Origin of the sequence: Paenibacillus sp. FSL M7-0896 (genome assembly GCF_037975415.1) — a bacterium.
GTDB lineage: Bacteria > Bacillota > Bacilli > Paenibacillales > Paenibacillaceae > Paenibacillus_AQ > Paenibacillus_AQ silagei.
On record NZ_CP150250.1, the window covers coordinates 1,409,153 to 1,429,072 of the forward strand.

Here is a 19,920-nt window from a genome sequence, read left to right on the forward strand (position 1 = left end):
TAGGAAGCCATAGGTTCATAGGTTCTGCAACGGAGAGATCAACAGAATTCATCTGTGGGTCTCTTTTTTTGCTGTGGAGCCGGGAAAAGATAATTGTCACATTACATACGGCTCAAGTGTTATATCTATATGATTTGCAGAAAGGAGATTATCGTGGACCCTATCGAAGAGAAAATTAGAAGGATACAAGACGGGGAAGGAGGCCTGTACTCGGATGTGATCAGGCTGTACCAGCAACGGATTTACCTCTATTGTTACCGCTTGCTGAATAACAAGGAAGATGCGGAAGATGCGGTACAGGACATCCTGATCAAGGCCTACCAGAATATCGGGCAGTACAAGCCTCAGGCAGATTTCACCTCATGGCTCTACAAAATTGCTTATCATCACTGCCTGAACCTGCTGCGGCGGCAGAAATTCCAGCAGCAGGTGCGGAAGCTGCTCCGGCAGGAGGTTACGGAGAAAAGTGCAGAGCAAATAGCCCAGAACCGCCTGTTCAGCGAGCCGGTCTCGGCTGCTCTGGGGAAGCTGGATGTGGAGGACCGGAATCTATTGATCCTGCGGATTTATGAAGATAAATCATTTGCGGAAATCAGTGAAATTCTGGGTGTGAGTACGGCTACCGTACGCAAAAGATATGAACGGACCAGGGAAAAACTTAAAAAAGCGATTGAGAGAAAGGAGAAACAATTATGGGCAAGCGTGAATTAACTCCAGAGGAGCAGTTTCTGAAGGAGGGAGACCGTTCAGCACATTGGAACACCGTTGATGTTCATGAACCAGTAATGAAGGCGCTCGGGCTTGAGGGGGCATTGACTGCTGAAGAAGACGAGACTCTGCTTCAGACCCTTCCGCCAAGCGGAGAGGCACCAAAAGTAATGCGCAGAATGGAAACAAGAACCGGGCGGAGACAGAAGCGGATGCCGGTGAAGGGCTGGGCGGCGGCGGTCCTGGCACTGGTCTTGCTGGGCGGCGGCTATACCCAATTCTCCGGCAAACTCCAGCAAGGAGCTGAAGCTCAGAGTTCGGGTGAAGTCCGGCAGGGGGCCGGAGCCCCGTATAAGGTGCTTCCGTATCAGCCGCTTCCGGCGACGGCTTCCGGCGGAATGCTGATTGAGAAGGCGAAAGAACCCTTGAAGCCTTATATCCCGGAAGCACAGCCGGGTATTGAGCATGAAGCCAACCAGAAGCTGAGTATTCTCTATAACCAGAAATATTCAAAGGGGGCAGCACTCATGAAGGAGTTGCTGCTTCCCGGAGAGTATGCCACCTATGTAATTACGCGTGAAGACGAGGAGGGAGAGGGGAGTATGAACATGTATCGCCCGCCCCTCACGTTCAAGGACTATACCGCCTATAAGACTAGTGTAGAGGAGCACAACGCTCCGGTCCTGGAGCAGCCGGCGTATCTGCCGGAAGGGTATGCCCTGGACGAGGCAATCATTAAGCCTTCTTTCTTAAAAGTTCCGGATGTGCAGGAGCTTAAAGGCGGAAACGAGAGAGACCTGGGAGACAACTTCCAGTTGGCCTGGAGAGTGGAGAAGGCGGAGAACATTGACTACCCGTATTCCTCACTGGTATACAAGAAGGGGGAGGTTCAGGTGAGAATCGGTGTCTCACGTGTGGATGACTACCAAAACCCGGCTGATAAGCTCTCGTGGAGTGAACATACAAAGATGGAGAATATAGAGATCAAAGGCAGACAAGCTATTTTTTCGGATGACTCCGGCAACAAGGAGCTTGACTTAGGGTTTAAGTACGAGTTAGTTTGGTCTGATCCGAGTGGAAAGGTTATCTATTCTGTGATCGCCGGCCAGGAGAATACGGAGCTAACGAAAGACGAGCTTATCGGCATTGCCGCCAGTATGATGAAATAAGTAACGCAGAGTTGACACTCAGGGCTGTTTCCCTATCTTAGGATAGCGGAGCAGCCTTTGAATGTTTTTGGACTGTCTGCAGGATGGCATATTCGTAAGATTTTATAAGAATTCGTGCATTGCTCTCCTATGAACTTCAATTCCATATTGTTACTATAGCAATGTAGCAAGAGAATACAGATGTATACAGGAGGGTTAAAGATGTTGAAATGGAAGCGTTCTCTTTCGGTCCTGGCGATGACAGCGATATTAGGTACACTGGCTGCCTGCGGCGGCGGAGGGAATAAAGTAAACAATGCAGGAGGGGCTACAGAAGCACCTGCCAGCACCAATGCTGCTGCGACGGCTGCTGCAACTGATGCACCAAGCACCAATGAGCCGGTCAAGCTGCGGATTATGTGGTGGGGCTCCCAGCCGCGTCACGAAGCTACCCTGGCGGCCCTGGAATTGTACACGAAGAATAATCCGAACGTAACCTTCGAGCCGGAGTATTCCGGTATGGACGGTTATCTGGACAAATTATCCACGCAGGCTGCGGCCAACAACGCACCTGATGTTGTTCAGCTTGACCCGGGCTGGATGCCGGACTGGATGGCCCGCCAGCAGCTGGCCGACCTGGCTCCTGAGGTGGATGTAAGCAAATTCGACACGAAGCTGCTGTCAGGCGGCCAATTGGACGGCAAGCAGTATGCCGTTCCGCTCGGCTCGGTGGCCTTCGGTATGGTATATGATAAAGCCGCTATGGATAAGCTGGGCATTGCGAATCCGGCTAACGGCTGGACCTGGGATGAGTTCTTCGCCCTGGCGAAGGAATCCAAGTCCAAGCTGCCGAAGGGACAGTATTTCACCCTCGACTATGCAGGTAACTATTTCATGTACTCGGCGTATCAGTATGCCAGAGGCAAAGGGCAGGTCATCACAGATGACGGCCACTTCAACGTGGATGAAGCCACTTATCTGGACTGGACCCGCAAGTTCGAAGAGCTCCGCAAGGAAGGGCTTGTTCCTCCGGCGGATGTGAATGCCTCCGATAAGGAGAATGATCCGCAAATGGATCTGCTCGCAGCAGGCAAGGTGCTGTTCCGTTACAGCTTCTCCAACAATCTGGGAACCTGGGACAGCATTAAGCCGGGAGCCTACGCACTTGTAACCATGCCGCGTGCCGAAGAGGCCGGAGGCTGGCTGAAGCCGTCGATGTACATGGCGGTCTCCAAGAACTCCAAGCATGCTGAAGAAGCCAAGAAATTCATCAACTGGTTCGTGAATGATGCTGAGGCTGCCCAAATCACCAAGACCTTCCGTGGCCTCCCGGCCAACAAGGATAACGCCGCTCTGCTGGAAGCTAATATGAGCGATCTGGATAAGGTAGGCTTGGCTCTGCTCCGTGCTACGGAGCCGGATGGCCAGACCTGGTCGGCCGGAGCCGGCGGCTGGACGAACTTCGTGGATAAAGACTGGGTACTGGTCCGTGACCAGCTCAGCTTCGGTAAATCCACACCGGAAGAGGCGTTCAAGCAGCTGAAGGAAGCCTCGCTATCCTACGAGAAATAAGGTATGAACTGTAAGCCCGGGACAGCAATGTTCCGGGCTTTATCTTTTTAAAACATAAGAATGTACGAATTAATCGTTATATTTTGAAAGAATTCGAGCATTGCCCTCCTTTAGCCAAAGTGCGGGCCAATACTATACTTAAGCTATACAAATTGACCACAAGAGGTGACCACAGATGAACCGCTCCACAACCACTTTAGCCCAAGCCTCGCCAGCGCCGAAAAAAAGCTCCTATTTCAAAAGCCGGTGGAACGCTCCGCTTGCAGGCTATTTGTTTATTTCGCCCTGGCTGATCGGGTTCCTGGTACTGACGGCGTATCCGTTGTTCTTATCCCTGTATTATTCGTTTACCGACTACACCCTGATGCAGCCGATGAAATGGATCGGGTCCCGCAATTACGAACGGATTTTCACCGCAGACCCCAAATTCATTCAATCCGCCAAAGTCACAGTCATGTATGTGCTGGCCTCCGTGCCGCTTAAGCTGATTGCGGCCCTGCTCGTGGCCATGGTACTCAGCAGAGCGGTCAGAGGGATTAGCGTCTACCGCACAGCGATCTATTTCCCTTCTCTAATCGGAGGCAGTATCGGGGTATCGCTGCTCTGGCGTAACATCTTCGGGGTAGACGGGATTTTTAACAAGCTGATTGCCGTCTTTGGCATCGAAGGGAAAAGCTGGATTACCAACCCGGACACCGCGCTTAGCACACTGATTCTGCTCACGGTCTGGCAATTCGGCTCCACCATGGTTATCTTCCTGGCAGGGCTGAAGCAGATTCCCAATGACTTGTATGAAGCTTCCTCGGTAGACGGGGCGAACAGGTTCATTCAATTCTTCCGCATTACATTGCCTATGCTGTCGCCGATTCTCTACTTCAACCTGATTATGGCCGTGATCAACGCCTTCCAGATGTTCACCTCGGCCTTCGTGATTACGAATGGCGGACCGATGAACGCTACATATGTATATGCCATGTATTTGTACGAACGGGCCTTCAGCCGCTACGAGCTGGGCTACGCTTCTGCATTGGCCTGGATTATGCTGGTCGCCATTGTGGCCGCAACACTTCTGATCTCTTACACCTCGAAGTACTGGGTATTCTATGAGACTGACACTGGAGGGAAAAAACGCAAATGACAACTTTGAATTGGAAGCCTGCACTCCGGCATGTGTTCATGATTCTCTTCAGCTTCCTCATGGTCTATCCGATTGTCTGGTGGGTCGGAGCCTCGCTGAAGGACAGCACCGAGCTGAGTTCACCGGGAATCTTCCCGTCCGTTCCGCAATGGGAGAACTTCACCAAAGGCTGGAACTCGGTGCCCGGACATACATTCACTGATTTCTATCTTAACACCTTCTGGCTGGAAATTATGGTGCTGATCGCAACGCTTCTATCTACTACACTGGTTGCTTTCGGATTCGCCAGACTGGATTTTCCGCTGAAGAAATTCTGGTTCTCGATTCTGATGCTGACGCTGATGATGCCGGGCCAGGTGCTGATTATTCCCCAGTATGCCTTGTTCCATCAGCTGGGCTGGGTGAACACGTATTTGCCGTTTGTCGTTCCCCATTTGCTGGCGGGCGGGGCCGGCGGAAGCTTCTTCGTCTTCCTGCTGATCCAGTTCATCCGCGGCGTGCCCAAGGAGCTGGACGAATCGGCCAAAATCGACGGCTGCTCCTGGTTCGGGATTTTCTGGAGAGTGGTCATGCCGCTCGCCTTCCCGGCGGTCGTTACGGTGACGATCTTCTGCTTCCTGTGGAACTGGGATGACTTCCTGGGACACCTCCTGTACATCAACACGGTAGACAAATACACGGTGGGACTTGCGCTGCGCATGATTAATGACTCCCAGTCTGCAGCCGAGTGGGGCCAGCTTCTGGCCATGTCGCTTGTCTCTATTGTTCCGGCAACGCTTGTGTTCACCTTCCTGCAAAAGTATTTCGTGGACGGGATTGCGACAACAGGCATAAAGGGATAAGATGCAAGTGGAAACGACTTTGCCGTCCTTTTAAAGGGCGGTACCGTTTCAGCGAGAAATAGAAGGATAAGTTATTGTGTGAAACAGATAAATTCTTATATTTTTAAAAAACATCCGTCCGATAACGGTAAAGCGCCTGAGCCTTATTCGACGCTTTACCGTTTATTTCGTATGAAGCGGAGGCGAAGGAAGGGGATCGCTTGACCAATCCTTTTAAAAAGTACAGGATCGACCGTCTGTTTTTTCACAGCTTTGCCATTATAATTATTCTGGTGATAGCGGTAACGGCTTGGACCAGCTACAGCAACTCCTCCAAGGCCCTTGTACAGACCACCTCCCATTATCAGCAGCGGCTGCTGGATGAGTTGAACAATGAGATTACCACCCGGCTCGATATGATTGAGCAGATCTCACTATCCACCTCCCGGGACAACGAGCTGACGACCTTTCTCTTAAACAGGCAGGATGATTTCGAGCGGTACCGCAAGCGTGTAAGCGTTGAGAGTGCGCTTGGCAATTTGACCTATGCCATTCCGTTGATTCAAGGGATTGACCTGTATATGGATGAGCCGATGCCGAGCGACGGCCAGAGCTATATCCAATTCCGGAATATTCGCGATCTGGATAAACAGTCCTGGGCCAGGAATCTGGTGAAAAGCGATTTCGCCTGGTCGGGGGAACATTCCATTCCCAGTGTGCAGGGAGACATTCCGGTGCTTAGCTTCGCCCGGAAAATCATGAACGAGAACGACTATCTCGGTGTGCTTGTCGTTCATATTAAAGCCAGGGAAATCCGTGCGCTGCTGACCGGCAACTCCTCCGGGTCGAACCGGATCATGGCGGACAGCGCCGGCAAGCAGATTCTGAGCATCGGGGAGACGCTGGAGCAGAGCGAGTGGTCGAAATGGATCGACCTCAAGAGCAACAAATCCGGCTATGTCCACATTCCCGGCGATAAGGATACCGGCAATACGCTGCTGGTCTACTCCAGAATGGATAATTCCATCTGGACGCTGATTGAGTTCACCTCCTGGAAGCAGATTACGGCAAGCAGTCTGGAGCTGGCGGAATGGATCGGGCTGATCGGGATTGGAGCGATTCTGCTGGTCCTGCTATTGACGCATTATCTGAGCAGGCAATTCTCCAAGCCCATTAAGCAGCTTGTAAGCGCTATGAGAATATATTCAGTCGGCGGGCACAAGGAAGAGCTGCCAAGCGACTACGAGAATGAATTCGGTTATTTATTCTCCGGCTACCGCAAGCAGACCGAGCGTATCGAGGAGTTGTACCTGTCGCTGGAGCGGCGGTACGAGCAGCAGCGCAAAGCGGAGATTGAGGCCTTGCAGGCCAATATCAATCCCCATTTTCTCTACAATATGCTGGACCAGCTCAACTGGATGGCAATTGAGGCCGGACAGGATGAGCTGAGCCGGATTCTGGAGCTGATGGGCCAGATGTTCAGGATCGGCTTATCCAACGGGGCAAGCTTCATTATGGTATCGGAGGAATTGCAGCATATCCAGTGTTATCTCGAAATCCAGCAGCTCCGCTGGGGCGACGGTCTGGAGTACACGATCGAGGTGGAACCGGGGCTTCAGGAGGCTTATCTTCCCAAGCTCACCCTGCAGCCGTTCGTGGAGAATTCCATTGTGCACGGCTTCAATAAGCAGCGCAGCGGATATGTCTGGATCTCCTTAACTAAGGTAGAGGAGACGCTGCAGATTATAATTGATGATAACGGGGCAGGCCTGAAGCAGCCGGAGGCGCGGCCGCACAGGCGGCATACCGGCGGCTATGGCATACGGAATGTGAGAGAGCGGATTGCCGGATATTTCGGAAATGACTACGGGGTTACACTGAGTGAACGTGAAGAGGGAGGGACCCGGGTAGAGATTGTTCTGCCGCTGCTCACAGAGGCTCCGGCACAGATACTGACTGCTTCTCTCGCTGCGAAGGAAGGCTGAGGACAGCTGCTGCGGGCCAGAGAAGCTTAAGGAGGCAGACATGATGTGGAAGATCGCTATTATTGACGATGAGCGCCAAGTACTTCAGGGGATGAAACGGGCGATTCCATGGGAGGAGCTGGGTGCGGAATGGGCCGGTGAGGCGCTGAACGGGGAGGACGGTCTGGCGATGATCCGGGCAACCAGCCCGGACATTGTAATCACGGATATCTATATGCCGGTAATGAGCGGCCTGGAGATGATGGAGCAATTAAGGAACGAGGGCTTCAAGGGCAAAATCATTATTCTAAGCGGTTATTCAGACTTCGAGCATGCCAGACAAGCCCTCCGGCTTCAGGTCAGTGACTATGTCTCCAAGCCGATCAGTCTGCCTACGCTTAGAACGATCCTGCACAAGGTTATTGCAGAGCTGCTCAGAGAGCAGGAGAAGGTGATCAGACAAGGCGAGCTGGAGCTGAAAATGATGCTGTATGAGCCTTTTGTCGAGAAGGAATGGGTCCGGTCCGCTGCGGTCGGCACCCTGGAGCCTTCGTACCGGAACAATTCCCATCTTCCGCCTTCGTATCATTACTGGCTGGAAGGCAGGCATGCAAGCATAGGGATCGAGCTGATCCGTGATGACCGGGCCAGCTCCTTCTCGGTCTCGGACTGGAATCTGCTGCGCTTCGCAGTCAGTAACATTGCCTGTGAGGTTACGCGCAAGCATTACGCTAATATGGAATACACTGAGCTGAACAGCTACCGGGCCTTGCTGATTATTCACCCCGAGGCAGAATGCACACAGCAGCTGGAGGAGCTGGGGACCCGGCTGGTCGACAGCATCCACTCGTATCTCAGGCTGGTAGTCCGCATAGGGATTGGAGGACTGAAGGATACATGGACGAAGATTCCAGAATCGACGGAGGAGGCGTTCCGCGCCATGGATCACGGAGCCTTACGGATCAGTCCGGCCTATGAGGTGTACTGCTACCGGGAGAGCCACAGCAGCGGGCAGGACCGTGGGGTGCTCTTCCCGGTGAAGTTCTCTTACAAGCTGGCCGCCGCGATGAAGGCTTCACAGGAGGCGGAGGCGCAGCAGCTTGTATACGGATACATTACCGAGCTGCAAGCGCAGCAAGGGGTCTCCGCCAGCTATGTGCAGATGCTCGGCAGCGAGCTATGGGGCATTATCACCTACTCCCTGTATGAGTCCGGATTCGTGCTCGATGATCTGTTCACCAATGACCAGATTGCCCAGGAGATCGGCAACCTGGCCATACCCGACCAGCTGGCAAGCTGGTTGTCCGCCAAAATCACAGCCATCTGTGCCAGCCGTCAATGGAAGGGCAGCAGTAAGCACCGGCAGGTCGTTGATTTCATGACGAACTACATTCATGAGCATTATGCCGAGGAGCTTACGCTGGCTGATCTGTCGGATAAGGTGTTCATCTCCCGGAATCATTTGTCGATTATTTTCAAGAACATTACCGGGGAGACCTTCAACAATTACCTGACCCGGGTACGGATTGAGAAGGCCAGGGAGCTGCTCATGGAACGCAATATGCTGGTCTATGAAGTGGCGGAGCGGGTTGGCTACAAGAACATTCCTTATTTCAGTACTCTATTCAAGAAGATCACCGGCATGAATCCCACGGAGCTGATCAAATGATGACACATATAATCCGCTAGAGACAAGTATGATGATAGAAGCCGCGATGACAGAGCAGGGACTTGCGGCTGAGCTGCATCAACATCAATGTGTCATCAAGGAGGACAGGGGTATGCCCGTTAACTTCAGCATTATCGGCGGAGGAGGATTCCGCGCACAGTATTATTTACGAATTGCCCGGGTCTTGCCGGACCTGTTTCGGATCGGCGGCCTTGTAGTCAGGGACCGGGCCCAGGGACAGGAGATAGAAGCTGCGTGGGGTGTTCAGACATACCGTTCCCTTGACGAGCTGCTGCGGAATGAGGACCCGGATTTCGCAGTAGTCTCCGTCAGCGGCGGGGCGGCAATGAACTATTTGTACCAGCTGGCCGAGATTGGCCTTCCGGCGCTGACAGAGACACCGCCTGCCTCCAGTCTGGAAGAGCTGGAGCAGCTGCATAAGGAGCTGACTGTGCACGGGGCCTGGATACAAGTCGCAGAGCAGTACCCGTACCATCCGGTCCAGGAGGCGCGGCTGTCATTGATCCGCTCCGGCAGGCTGGGCAGAATCACCGAGACGACGGTCTCGGTATCCCATCTGTATCATGGGGCAGCCCTGATGCGCAGGATGCTCGGCATCGGGTTCGAGGAGGCGGTCATCCGGGGGATGCGGTTCGACTCCAGCTGGGTTGGCGGACCAACCCGCAGCGGCCCTCCGGCTGAAGACAAGCTGATTCCGCTGCAGAGGGATCTGGCCTGGCTGGATTTTGGAGACCGGCTGGGCCTTTACGATTTCACCAAGGACCAGCACCGCTCATGGACGCGCTCGAATCATCTTAGCGTGCGCGGAGAGCGCGGGGAGATCTTCGACAACCGGGTGCTGATCCAGCAGGAGAATCTGGTGCCACTGCAAATGGAGCTGAAGCGCATCAACCGTGGAGAACAGGAGAATGCCGAAGGCTATTACCTCCAAGGGATAATTTGCGGAGAGCAATGGCTGTATAACAACCCGTTCGCCCCGGCTCGGCTGTACGATGACGAGCTCGCCATTGCGTCCTGTCTGGATAAGATGGCCCTCTATGCGGCTGGCGGCCCCGGCTTCTACGGACTGGAGGAAGCCTCGCAGGATGTATACCTCGGCAAGCTGATTGAGAAGGCCATTGAGTCCGGCGAAGCCGTAAGAGCAGAGCGGATGTGCTGGGCGGAGGGGAAGTAGGGTTGTGGCGGGAGTGTAGCTGCTGGTTATGCTGCTCACATTCTGGCCCGGCTTGAGCTATTGCTGTGGCTGTATGTGTGCTTGATCAAACTTCGTTTCGCTCAAACCCCGGCCTCATGCGGACATTGGCCCCGCCATTTTCGCAGTGGAAAGGCATTTATTTATGCGAAGTCACTGTATGAGTGGAGTATGTTATTGACGGGGGGAGCAAGCCGGTACTATAATCTGAAAAACGGATGAAGCACATCCCGCACCCTGATTGATCGGGTGCGGGATTTTTTGTGCGTGGATATGTCAGTAACTTTAGGTTTTGACGCCCCAAGAAGTAAGTGAGCAAGTGGGATGATCAACCTCTGTTTGCGGGGAGAGAGTCAATTTTATTGAGGAGGACGAGAGGAATGGGATTTGCTGAAGAGCATCACAGATGGCTGGAGTATCATAAGAAACGCAGGACGGGGGAACGTCTGGACCGGCTGGAGCGGGGGCACCGGCATGGGGAGCAAATGTTTGTGGAGCGGGTATGGTGGCCGATTTTCGGGAAGTTGGATGATCTTCATCCGGAGTACGAGGTTGCCGATTGGCGGGGCAGGCCGTATTTTGTGGATTTTGTGTGGAAGCCTGGACAGGTTAAGTTCGCTATTGAGATCAAGGGATATGGGACGCATGTTCAGAACACGGACCGGACCAGATACCGCCAAGAGCTGAACCGGGAGACGTATCTGCAGATTGCCGGATACCGCGTCATCGCCATCCCGTACGATGATCTGGAGTCTGCACCGGAGCAGACCATCTCCCTGCTGAAAGCTTTGCTAACCCCAAGTTTGTTGAAAACCAGTTCGGAGGGGAGCAGTCAATTTACGAGGATAGAGCGCGACATCTTGCGGATGGCGAGCCGGATGAATGGGATGATTCGGCCGGTGGATGTGGTGGAGGGGCTTGGAGTAAATCGGCGGACTGCGAGGAAATATATCAATATTCTATGTGAGAAAGGCAAATTTAAACCCGTTTTGGCGCAGGATAGTAGTCGAGTCTGCCGGTACGAGCTGATTCATAGTTTCATTGATTCAGAGATATGGTAGGCGGAAATGAGGGGCATTAGTGCCCCTAAATCCGGCAAAGTTGGCGGCGCGGCGGAGATGAGGGGCACAAGTGCCCCTGAATGCGGAGAAAGTCGGCGGCGAGGCGGAAATAAGGGGCATTAGTGCCCCTGAATCCGACGAAAGTCGGCGGCAGGCGGAAATAAGGGGCATTAGTGCCCCTGAATCCGGCAAAGTTGGCGGCGCGGCGGAAATGAGGGGCATTAGTGCCCCTGAATGCGGAGAAAGTCGGTGGCGAGGTGGAGATGAGGGGCATTAATGCCCCTGAATCCGGCAAAGTTGGCGGCGAGGCGGAGATGAGGGGCACAAGTGCCCCTGAATCCGGCAAAGTTGGCGGCGCGGCGGAAATGAGGGGCATTAGTGCCCCTGAATGCGGAGAAAGTCGGTGGCGAGGTGGAGATGAGGGGCATTAATGCCCCTGAATCCGGCAAAGTTGGCGGCGAGGCGGAGATGAGGGGCACAAGTGCCCCTGAATCCGGCAAAGTTGGCGGCGAGGCGGAGATGAGGGGCACAAGTGCCCCTGAATCCGGCAAAGTTGGCGGCGAGGCGGAGATGAGGGGCACAAGTGCCCCTGAATCCGGCAAAATTGGCGGCGAGGCGGAGATGAGGGGCACAAGTGCCCCTGAATCCGGCGAAAGTCGGTGGCGAGCGAAAATGAGGGGCACAAGTGCCCCTGAATGCGGAGAAAGTCGGCGGCGAGGCGGAGATGAGGGGCATTAGTGCTCCTGAATTCGCAGAAAGTGGGGTAGGCGGAAATGAGGAGCATTAGTGCACCAGATTCCGCCTGATCCCGTCATAAGCGGCCGCAAGGGAGCGCACAACTAACCCCTCAACTAACCCTCACCCCCCGCCCACCGGCAGCTTGATCGTGAACGCCGAGCCTTGGCCCGGCTCGCTGCGCACCTCAATGGTGCCTTTGCTCAGGCTGATGATGCGCGCGGCGAGCGGCAGGCCGAGGCCGTTGCCCCCGGCAGCGCGGGCGGGGTCGCCCTGGTAGAACTTCTCGAAGATGTGCTTGCGCACCTTCGGGGTCATGCCGATGCCGGTGTCCGCGATGACCACCGAGATCCAGGCCCCGTCCGAGTGGAGCGCGACCGAGATCGTTCCGCCCTCCGGCGTGAACTTGATCGCATTGCCGATCACATTAAGCCACACCTGCATCATCAGCTCCTCGTTGCCATAATACCGCTGCTCATCCAGCTCAATATCCAGATTGAGCTGCTTGGCGGACCAGAGGGATTCCAGCAGCAGCAGGGCCTGGCGGAGCTGCTCGTCCAGCGGATATTCGGCCAGCTCGGAGAGCATCTCCTGGTTCTCCAGCTTGGATATCTTAAGGATGTTACCGGACAGGTTGGAGAGCTGCCGTGAGCTCTCAATGATCATTCCGGTATATTCGTTATGCTCTTCCTTGCTCAGATTCTCTTCCTGCAGCAGCATGGCGTAACCTTCGATTGCTGCAATGGGCGTCTTGAATTCGTGAGACACATTCACGACGAAGTCATTACGGAGGGTCTCGATGCTGCGAAGCTCCTGAACCATAAGGTTGAAATGATGTGCCACCTCACTGATCTCATTGATCCGGTGGGACTCATTCAGATAGATATTGAAGTTGCCGTCTGCAATCTCTTTGGCTGCCTTGCTGAAGTCTGTAATCGGGGCCAGGATCTTCTTGCCCACCATAATAGTGATCGTGGTCCCGACGACCAGGCTGAACAGCATCATCGTCAGAACGGGCGGAAACGGATTGCCGTGCTCCCTGGTATGATTGCCCAGCCGGTAATACAGGAAGGCTATGACTCCCAGGATGAAGACAAAGAACAGAATGATCACGAACACCATTGAGACGAAATACCACCATAGCCCCCTGTCTCTTCCCCGAATCATCCCTGCTTCACCGCCTTATAGCCAAGCCCTCTGACCGTGACGATTTCAAAATCCGGATTGTCCCTGAAACGCTCCCGCAGCCGGTTAATGTGAACCACCACCGTATGCTCATTCGACTCGGAGTCCATCCCCCAGATTTCATCCATGAGCTGCTGCTTGGTGAAAATTTTATTCGGATAAGAGATCATTTTATAGAGGAGATAGAATTCCTTTTGCGGCAGCACGATGCGCTCAGGCCCCTGAATCACGGTTAACGCATCATAGTCCAGCACCGTTTCTCCCCATTCGATTTTGCGTTCGCTGATGATTTTGGCCCGGCGCAGCAGCGCCCCCACACGCAGGAGCATCTCATTCACATTGACCGGCTTGACCATATAATCATCAATGCCAACGAGGAAGCCCTGCTGCTTATCGGCAAAATTCTCCCGCGCCGTCACCATCAGGACCGGAAGCTGACTATTGTTGTCCCGGATCATCCGTGTCAGCTCGAAGCCGTCCATCACGGGCATCATAATATCGCAGATCATCAGATCGATATATTCCTTATCCAGCATCGCCAGCGCATCCTCGCCATTCACAGCCGGAACCGTGCGGTAGCCGTGTCTGGTCAGTACAGTACAGAAGAGCTGCCGCAGCTTGGCGTCATCCTCAACTACAAGAATAGTAAACATAGGTTCTCCTCCTGGAACGGTTCCATGTTATAGAACGTATAGCCTGTATATATGTTCTGTGGTTTTTTAAGTATACCTCATCAAGATCAACTTAATCTCAACCGGGAGTTTAGGTTTAGTTTATATTGGACGATTATACTGGGGAACAGCAGGACAGGAAGTGTGTCGCACCTACAGAGAATAAGAGTATAGGAATGGAAAGGGAGACTGGACAATGCTGCAATTAAAAAACATTACCAAGAGCTATAAGACCGGCGAATTCACTCAAGTTGCACTGGATAAAGTAAATCTCAATTTCAGAGAAAGTGAGTTCGTTGCGATTCTGGGCCAGAGCGGCTCGGGCAAGACCACGCTGCTTAATATCGTCGGCGGACTGGATCAGTATGACAGCGGAGAGCTGATCATTAACGGCCAATCGACGGAGCGCTTCAAGGACAGCGAGTGGGATGCGTACCGCAATAACAGTGTCGGCTTTATTTTTCAGAGTTATAATCTGATCTCGCACTTAAGCATCACAGACAACGTGGAGATGGGGATGACACTCAGCGGGGTATCTTCAGCCGAGAAGCACCGCAAGGCGCTGGAGGTACTGGAGAAGGTCGGACTTAAGGATCATGTGCACAAAAAGCCGAACCAGCTCTCAGGCGGACAGATGCAGCGTGTGGCGATTGCCCGTGCGCTCGCGAACAATCCGGATATTATCCTGGCCGATGAGCCTACCGGAGCCTTGGATTCGGAGACCAGTGAGCAGATCATGGAGCTGATCAAGTCGATTGCCGAGGATAAGCTCGTCATCATGGTTACCCATAATCCTGAGCTGGCAGAGAACTATGCAGACCGCGTAATCCGCTTCTCGGATGGTCATGCGATCTCGGACAGCAATCCGCTGCCTACACAGAAGACCTCAAGTGCGTATAAGCTGAAGCAGACAAGCATGAGCTTTTTCACAGCCCTCAAATTATCCGGCAAAAACATTGCCACCAAGAAATGGCGCACGGGGTTGACCGCTTTTGCCTCCAGTATCGGAATCATCGGTATTGCCCTGATCCTGTCCCTGTCCAATGGCTTCGACAAACAGATCAGCTCCTATGAAACCGGGGCCTTATCCAACTTCCCGATCTCCATCAACCAGACGGCAATGAATTTGCAGAATGCAGGTCCTCCAGGCCAGGAAACAACGGAGCTCCCCTCCTATCCGGCTGAGAAAAAGCTGTATCCATACGACCCTACGGTGAATTCAGCCATCCACACGAACGTGCTGACCAAGGAGTATATCGAGTACCTTGACGGAATCGATCCCAAGCTGATTGACGGCGTCTCTTACACCCGTACCGTGAATATGAACTGGCTGGTGAAGAATGGGGACAAAGCGTCGGTTCTGGATAAAAGCAAGATCACAGTAGCACCGTATCCAAGCAAACAGGGCAGTGCCTCGGGCAGCTATCTGGAGCAATACTATGATCTGCTGGAGGGGAAATTCCCGACAGAGAAGACGGATCTTGTGCTGATCGTGGATCAGTACAACCGTCTGACCGATGGAGCAGTGAATGCGCTTGGACTGGATTATGAAGCAAAGAGTATCAATCTGAGTGATCTGGTCGGAACTCCGCTTAAGCTGGTCATGAACAATGATTATTATAAGCAAAATGGTGAACAGTTTGTAGTCAATGCAACCGGAGGGAATCTGAATGACCTCTACAACAGCCCTAAGGCAGTAACACTTAATATTGTCGGTGTGCTGCGCGCACAGGAGGGGTCGACAATCTCAACGCTGTCGCCCGGCCTGGTCTACTCCGATGAGCTGGCGGCTTCCTTCATTGCAGATGCACAGAAATCGAAAATTGTACTCGCACAAGAGAAATCTGATATCAATGTATTGACGGGGCAAGCCCTGTCGGAGGGGGTCGCAGGCGGAGGCTCCGGTACCGGAATGGGCGAGATGCCGCTAGTGAACGCCGGGATGGCAGCGGCAGCCAGCATGTCGTCCATGACGAAGGAGAATGCCCTTGCAGCGCTGGGGGCCACGGATATTCCAAGCGCAGTCTCGCTGTATCCGATTGATTTCAGCGCCAAGGAATCTGTAACGGCTTATCTCGATAAGTGGAATGAAGGGAAGGCTGCCGAAGCTCAGGTACAGTACACCGACCTCGCAGCTATTGTCACCAACATTTCCGGCGGAATTATGGACGGGATTACGATGGTGCTGATTGCTTTTGCGGCGATTTCCCTGGTGGTCTCCCTGATCATGATTGCGATCATTACTTATATCTCCGTGATGGAACGTACGAAGGAGATCGGCGTACTGCGTGCACTGGGTGCCCGTAAGAAGGATATCACGCGGGTGTTCAATGCCGAGACCTTCATTATCGGAGCATGCTCGGGGATTCTGGGCATCGGCATCACTTATCTGCTGACCATCCCTGTCAATGCAGTCCTCTACAACCTGACGGAGCTGAAAAATGTCGCCCAGCTGAATCCGCTCCACGCGCTCGTTCTTGGTGTCATCAGCGTCCTGCTCACTATGCTGGGCGGAGCTATTCCGGCCAAGATGGCGGCGAAGAAGGACCCGGTGACTGCCCTGCGCAGTGAATAACCAGCCGTAGTCCAGATCAGCCAGACTGAAATAACGAAATGATGAAATGACGAAGAACCAAGGGAATCCGTTCCTTTGGTTCTTTCTGCATTTAATTTCCGCATGATAAATCGTCATAGATCACAGACATACAGGGATATTGTGGGATAAAATAACAGGAAATAGAGAGTTAATCATGTATCCAGGAGGGATTAAATGAAGACCAGAGGCAAGTTACAGGTCATTGCAGGTTTTCTTATGCTGGCGGCTATTATTACCTTGCACGATGTGCTGGAGAATCAGAATCTGAGAATCGTATTATCGATCACTGTAGCGGTAGCCGCTGCTTATTTTCTTTCCAAAACCAGTCTTCCGCAGCAGGTATCCGGCAGAACGATGACGGTAGCGTTAGTATCACTGCTGATATTCACTTGCGCATACCATATTCTTTTGTCCGTAGTTCTGGAGCAGAGTATATTCGCTAATGGCTTTTGGATGTTCTTATGCGTCATTTATTTGTTAGTCTGGATGCGTGACCGGCTAAGCCCCTCAAGATAAAAGCAGCCGCTTGCATTGGAGGTAGCCGGAGCAGCAGTCTGGGATTACTCCGCAGAAGGCAGCTGGGCGCGCAGCGTTTTCTTTTTGTTAATCTCCTTGGACAGCTCTAACTGCTGCTGGGAGATTTTTTTGAGCTCGGCCTGCAGCTTGGTGATACGGCTCATTTTACTGCTGAGGGAGCTTGGGGATGAGCTAAGCTTACAGTCTTTTTCCAGCTGGTTGATCTTGAGCTTGGTCTTGCGGGTCTTCTTCTGCAGCTCTGTAATACCGGCTTCCATCTCTGCGATCTCCTGGTTTAAACGATCCAGCACCGGTTTTGTGAAATTAATAGCCATTCGGGCACCTCTTACTTTTCTTGATATAATAAGCATTCAGGATATCATTGTACTATAAGCGCTACGTATATGCGAGGATGTAGAAGAAGACCCGTGGAGTGCGCTCCGCGGGTCTTCTTCTGTCAGCAGCCTATGGAATAGCACAGCAGGCAGGTGCTCTCCTCAGACCTCCTCGGCGACAACGGTCTGCTGCTTCAGGGCCGGTTCCTTGGCTTGACCCACCTGCTTAATGAAGAAGGAGAGTAAGAGCCCGATAATGCCGATGCCCACAATAACCAGATAGGAATCGTTGATGCCCTGGATGGAAGCCTCCATTACCATATGCTTCTGAGTCTCGCCGGCAGTTCCGCCGCTGGCTGCGAGTTCCTGGAAGTGAGTGGCGGTACGGCTGGTCATCACGGTGACCAGCAGAGAAGTGCCTACTGCGCCGGCAACCTGCCTTACGGTATTGGAGATCGCTGTACCATGTGAATTCAGCCTGGAGGGCAGCTGATTCAACCCGAGGGTCTGAATCGGCATCAGCAGCAAGGCCATGCCGATCCGGCGGCCGGTGGACATCAGCATCAAATAACCGTAGCTTGTCGAGTCTGTAAGATTCACGAAGCTGAGTGTAGTCAGAATCGTGATCGTCAGGCCGATAATGGCGAGCCATTTCGCTCCGAAGCGGTCGAACAGCTTGCCGGTGACCGGCATCAGCGCCCCCATAATCACCGCGCCGGGCAGCAGCAGCAGGCCGGATTCCATAGCGGTGAAGCCGCGGGCATTCTGCAGATAGAGCGGCAGCAGCATCATATCCGCATACATCACAATCGTAACCGCCACACTGATGACGGTGGTCAAGGAGAACATATTGTATTGGAAGGCCCGCAGATCCAGCAGCGGGCTCACGGAGGTGAGCTGCTTCCATATGAATAATCCTAGGGACACGGCGCCGGCGGCCAGCGACAATAGCACCTCTGCGCTGGACCAGCCAGCACTGGCTGCCCGGCTGAAGCCATAGAGCAGGGTGCCGAATCCGATGGTGGACAGGATCACGCTGGTAATATCGATTTTGGGAAAAGATCGCTCGGCCACATTTCTCAGATAAATAAAACCGCATACGATGACCATAACCGTGAGTGGAAGCATGCCGTAGAACATCATCTCCCAAGAATAACGTTCCATAATATATCCGGCCAGCGTAGGGCCGATAGCCGGGGCAAAGATAATGGCCAGCCCGACCATCCCCATGGCGGCTCCTCTTTTCTCACGCGGGAAGAGGGTCAAAATAACCTGGGTGAGCAGCGGCATGATAATGCCGGCACCGGCAGCCTGAATCATCCGTCCGGTAAGCAGCACCGGGAAGCTTCCCGCGAGCGCTGATACAAGGGTACCCGCAAAGAAAATAAACATCGAGGCCTGGAACAACTCCCGTGTAGTAAATCGCTGCATTAGATAGGCCGTAATGGGAATCAGCACACCGTTAACCAGCATATAGCCGGTAGTGAGCCACTGGGCCGTGGCCGCCGTAATATTGAAGTCATGCATCAGCTCCGGTGTAGCCACGCTCATAATGGTCTGATTCAGCGTAGCCAGAAAGGCACCGAGAATCATTACGAAAAGAATAGGTCCCTTGGAAATGGACTGGGCTTCTTTGCTTGCTGTCTTGTTACTCACTATTCTTCATCCTTTCAAACCGCCAACTCATGGACTAAATTTACAATGTGTCGTATAGTTTACAATGTATAAAGTAGATTATAAATGAAAATATCATGTAATCAAGCAACGATTTTCGGGAAAATGTAAATTAGTTTACACTTAGAGGATATGTGTAGTGTATGTGGTTGAAAAACGACACTTTAGACTGAAATTGTAGCCTGCTCTCGGGCGGGAGCAGATTGGAGCGAATAGATATGACTAATCTCAACGAGCGGACAGATCCGCGCGTCCTTCGTACACGCCAATTCCTCAAAGAGGCTCTGATTGAGCTGATGGAAGAGATGAGCATAGAGAAAATCACCGTCAACCGCCTTGCGCAGCGGGCCCAAATTAACCGAGTGACCTTCTATCTGCATTACCGGGATATCCCGGATATGCTGGAGAAAATGGCGGATGATATGGCTGAGGAGGTTCTGGAAGTGGTGAGAGAGGATACGGACTTTATGGGAGCTGCACCAGAAGAGAAGTGGCCGATGCTGGAGCACCTGCTTGTGCATATTGCAGAGAACGCCAAATTCTACAAAATCGTACTTACGTCGCGGAAGAGCACGATATTTACCGACCGGCTTTTTAAACTGATGGCAGACATTATTTCTGCACGGGTGGAGAGCAGGGTTACCGCGCATGACGCTTCCGAAGTAACGGTACAGAAGGACATCGCTGTGTGGTACGGCTCGGCGGCCCTCATTGGCACCATCATCGCCTGGCTTCGGGAGGATATGCCGTATACACCGCAGTATCTGGCCAAGCAGATCACTTCGCTACGGGCGAATTGATTGCCGGAGGCAGATCAGGATGGCTCCACAGGTCCAAGAGCAGCCAATTCCTCCCGCATATAAATAGTAGAGACTACTATGTATTCTGAAGCTATTTTTGATGAGGTGGGGTGG

Annotated in this window: 17 protein-coding genes; 13 read left to right on the forward strand and 4 right to left on the reverse strand. The window is 53.0% G+C overall.

Going from position 1 to position 19,920, the window contains the following annotated elements; genetic code table 11:
- Nucleotides 1-153: 153 nt before the first annotated feature.
- The 10 genes from MKY12_RS05945 (at nucleotide 154) to MKY12_RS05990 (ending at nucleotide 12,032) form a co-directional block, all read left to right on the forward strand.
- Nucleotides 154-711: an RNA polymerase sigma factor gene (locus MKY12_RS05945; protein ID WP_235191889.1), complete on the forward strand. Its 558-nt coding sequence runs from the start codon at nucleotides 154-156 to the stop codon at nucleotides 709-711.
- Entirely contained in the window at nucleotides 693-1,877 is a 1,185-nt protein-coding gene (locus tag MKY12_RS05950) for a hypothetical protein (RefSeq protein ID WP_339254633.1), read from the forward strand. Before MKY12_RS05945 ends, MKY12_RS05950 begins: the two co-directional genes overlap by 19 nt.
- A gap of 201 nt (nucleotides 1,878-2,078) precedes the next feature.
- Entirely contained in the window at nucleotides 2,079-3,428 is a 1,350-nt protein-coding gene (locus MKY12_RS05955) for an extracellular solute-binding protein (protein ID WP_339313181.1), read from the forward strand.
- A gap of 175 nt (nucleotides 3,429-3,603) precedes the next feature.
- Complete coding sequence (locus MKY12_RS05960; RefSeq protein ID WP_036725828.1) at nucleotides 3,604-4,566, forward strand: sugar ABC transporter permease; 963 nt, start codon at nucleotides 3,604-3,606, stop codon at nucleotides 4,564-4,566.
- Entirely contained in the window at nucleotides 4,563-5,408 is an 846-nt protein-coding gene (locus MKY12_RS05965) for a carbohydrate ABC transporter permease (RefSeq protein WP_339254636.1), read from the forward strand. Before MKY12_RS05960 ends, MKY12_RS05965 begins: the two co-directional genes overlap by 4 nt.
- 200 nt (nucleotides 5,409-5,608) lie before the next feature.
- The gene (locus MKY12_RS05970) at nucleotides 5,609-7,372 is read left to right on the forward strand and encodes a sensor histidine kinase (RefSeq protein ID WP_339254638.1); all 1,764 of its coding nucleotides are present in this window, start codon (nucleotides 5,609-5,611) and stop codon (nucleotides 7,370-7,372) included.
- Between the two features lie 43 nt (nucleotides 7,373-7,415).
- Nucleotides 7,416-9,020 (forward strand): response regulator transcription factor, encoded by a 1,605-nt coding sequence (locus tag MKY12_RS05975; protein WP_036725823.1) that lies wholly within the window; start codon nucleotides 7,416-7,418, stop codon nucleotides 9,018-9,020.
- Between the two features lie 28 nt (nucleotides 9,021-9,048).
- The gene (locus tag MKY12_RS05980; protein ID WP_339313182.1) at nucleotides 9,049-10,215 is read left to right on the forward strand and encodes a Gfo/Idh/MocA family oxidoreductase; all 1,167 of its coding nucleotides are present in this window, start codon (nucleotides 9,049-9,051) and stop codon (nucleotides 10,213-10,215) included.
- A gap of 398 nt (nucleotides 10,216-10,613) precedes the next feature.
- Entirely contained in the window at nucleotides 10,614-11,294 is a 681-nt protein-coding gene (locus MKY12_RS05985) for an RAP domain-containing protein (protein WP_339313183.1), read from the forward strand.
- A 378-nt stretch (nucleotides 11,295-11,672) separates the two neighbouring features.
- Complete coding sequence (locus tag MKY12_RS05990) at nucleotides 11,673-12,032, forward strand: hypothetical protein (protein WP_339313184.1); 360 nt, start codon at nucleotides 11,673-11,675, stop codon at nucleotides 12,030-12,032.
- A gap of 120 nt (nucleotides 12,033-12,152) precedes the next feature.
- Here the strand turns inward: MKY12_RS05990 and MKY12_RS05995 are convergent, their stop codons facing one another.
- Together MKY12_RS05995 and MKY12_RS06000 are read right to left on the reverse strand one after the other, a co-directional pair.
- Nucleotides 12,153-13,196: a HAMP domain-containing sensor histidine kinase gene (locus MKY12_RS05995; RefSeq protein WP_339254644.1), complete on the reverse strand. Its 1,044-nt coding sequence runs from the start codon at nucleotides 13,194-13,196 to the stop codon at nucleotides 12,153-12,155.
- Nucleotides 13,193-13,867, reverse strand: coding sequence for a response regulator transcription factor (locus MKY12_RS06000; protein ID WP_339254646.1), 675 nt, complete (start codon nucleotides 13,865-13,867; stop codon nucleotides 13,193-13,195). Before MKY12_RS06000 ends, MKY12_RS05995 begins: the two co-directional genes overlap by 4 nt.
- A gap of 214 nt (nucleotides 13,868-14,081) precedes the next feature.
- Here MKY12_RS06000 and MKY12_RS06005 point away from each other — a divergent pair, with 214 nt between their 5' ends.
- Both MKY12_RS06005 and MKY12_RS06010 read left to right on the forward strand, forming a co-directional pair.
- Nucleotides 14,082-16,460 (forward strand): ABC transporter ATP-binding protein/permease, encoded by a 2,379-nt coding sequence (locus MKY12_RS06005; protein ID WP_339254648.1) that lies wholly within the window; start codon nucleotides 14,082-14,084, stop codon nucleotides 16,458-16,460.
- Nucleotides 16,461-16,655: 195 nt separating this feature from the next.
- Nucleotides 16,656-16,997: a hypothetical protein gene (locus MKY12_RS06010; protein ID WP_339254650.1), complete on the forward strand. Its 342-nt coding sequence runs from the start codon at nucleotides 16,656-16,658 to the stop codon at nucleotides 16,995-16,997.
- Nucleotides 16,998-17,041: 44 nt separating this feature from the next.
- Here MKY12_RS06010 and MKY12_RS06015 read toward each other — a convergent pair whose 3' ends face one another.
- Entirely contained in the window at nucleotides 17,042-17,332 is a 291-nt protein-coding gene (locus MKY12_RS06015) for a hypothetical protein (RefSeq protein ID WP_036725809.1), read from the reverse strand.
- 162 nt (nucleotides 17,333-17,494) lie between these two features.
- Nucleotides 17,495-18,925: a DHA2 family efflux MFS transporter permease subunit gene (locus MKY12_RS06020; protein WP_339257351.1), complete on the reverse strand. Its 1,431-nt coding sequence runs from the start codon at nucleotides 18,923-18,925 to the stop codon at nucleotides 17,495-17,497.
- Nucleotides 18,926-19,224: 299 nt separating this feature from the next.
- Here MKY12_RS06020 and MKY12_RS06025 point away from each other — a divergent pair, with 299 nt between their 5' ends.
- Nucleotides 19,225-19,806, forward strand: coding sequence for a TetR-like C-terminal domain-containing protein (locus MKY12_RS06025; protein WP_339254652.1), 582 nt, complete (start codon nucleotides 19,225-19,227; stop codon nucleotides 19,804-19,806).
- Nucleotides 19,807-19,920: the final 114 nt, after the last annotated feature.

Excerpts from the sequence above, each read along its gene's own strand:
- MKY12_RS05950 (WP_339254633.1), top strand. The coding sequence starts at position 693 with ATGGGCAAGCGTGAATTAACTCCAGAGGAGCAGTTTCTGAAGGAGGGA.
- MKY12_RS05955 (WP_339313181.1), top strand. The coding sequence starts at position 2,079 with ATGTTGAAATGGAAGCGTTCTCTTTCGGTCCTGGCGATGACAGCGATA.
- MKY12_RS05960 (WP_036725828.1), top strand. The coding sequence starts at position 3,604 with ATGAACCGCTCCACAACCACTTTAGCCCAAGCCTCGCCAGCGCCGAAA.
- MKY12_RS05965 (WP_339254636.1), top strand. The coding sequence starts at position 4,563 with ATGACAACTTTGAATTGGAAGCCTGCACTCCGGCATGTGTTCATGATT.
- MKY12_RS05975 (WP_036725823.1), top strand. The coding sequence starts at position 7,416 with ATGTGGAAGATCGCTATTATTGACGATGAGCGCCAAGTACTTCAGGGG.
- MKY12_RS05980 (WP_339313182.1), top strand. The coding sequence starts at position 9,049 with ATGATGATAGAAGCCGCGATGACAGAGCAGGGACTTGCGGCTGAGCTG.
- MKY12_RS05985 (WP_339313183.1), top strand. The coding sequence starts at position 10,614 with ATGGGATTTGCTGAAGAGCATCACAGATGGCTGGAGTATCATAAGAAA.
- MKY12_RS05995 (WP_339254644.1), bottom strand. The coding sequence starts at position 13,196 with ATGATTCGGGGAAGAGACAGGGGGCTATGGTGGTATTTCGTCTCAATG.
- MKY12_RS06000 (WP_339254646.1), bottom strand. The coding sequence starts at position 13,867 with ATGTTTACTATTCTTGTAGTTGAGGATGACGCCAAGCTGCGGCAGCTC.
- MKY12_RS06005 (WP_339254648.1), top strand. The coding sequence starts at position 14,082 with ATGCTGCAATTAAAAAACATTACCAAGAGCTATAAGACCGGCGAATTC.
- MKY12_RS06010 (WP_339254650.1), top strand. The coding sequence starts at position 16,656 with ATGAAGACCAGAGGCAAGTTACAGGTCATTGCAGGTTTTCTTATGCTG.
- MKY12_RS06015 (WP_036725809.1), bottom strand. The coding sequence starts at position 17,332 with ATGGCTATTAATTTCACAAAACCGGTGCTGGATCGTTTAAACCAGGAG.
- MKY12_RS06020 (WP_339257351.1), bottom strand. The coding sequence starts at position 18,925 with ATGATTCTCGGTGCCTTTCTGGCTACGCTGAATCAGACCATTATGAGC.
- MKY12_RS06025 (WP_339254652.1), top strand. The coding sequence starts at position 19,225 with ATGACTAATCTCAACGAGCGGACAGATCCGCGCGTCCTTCGTACACGC.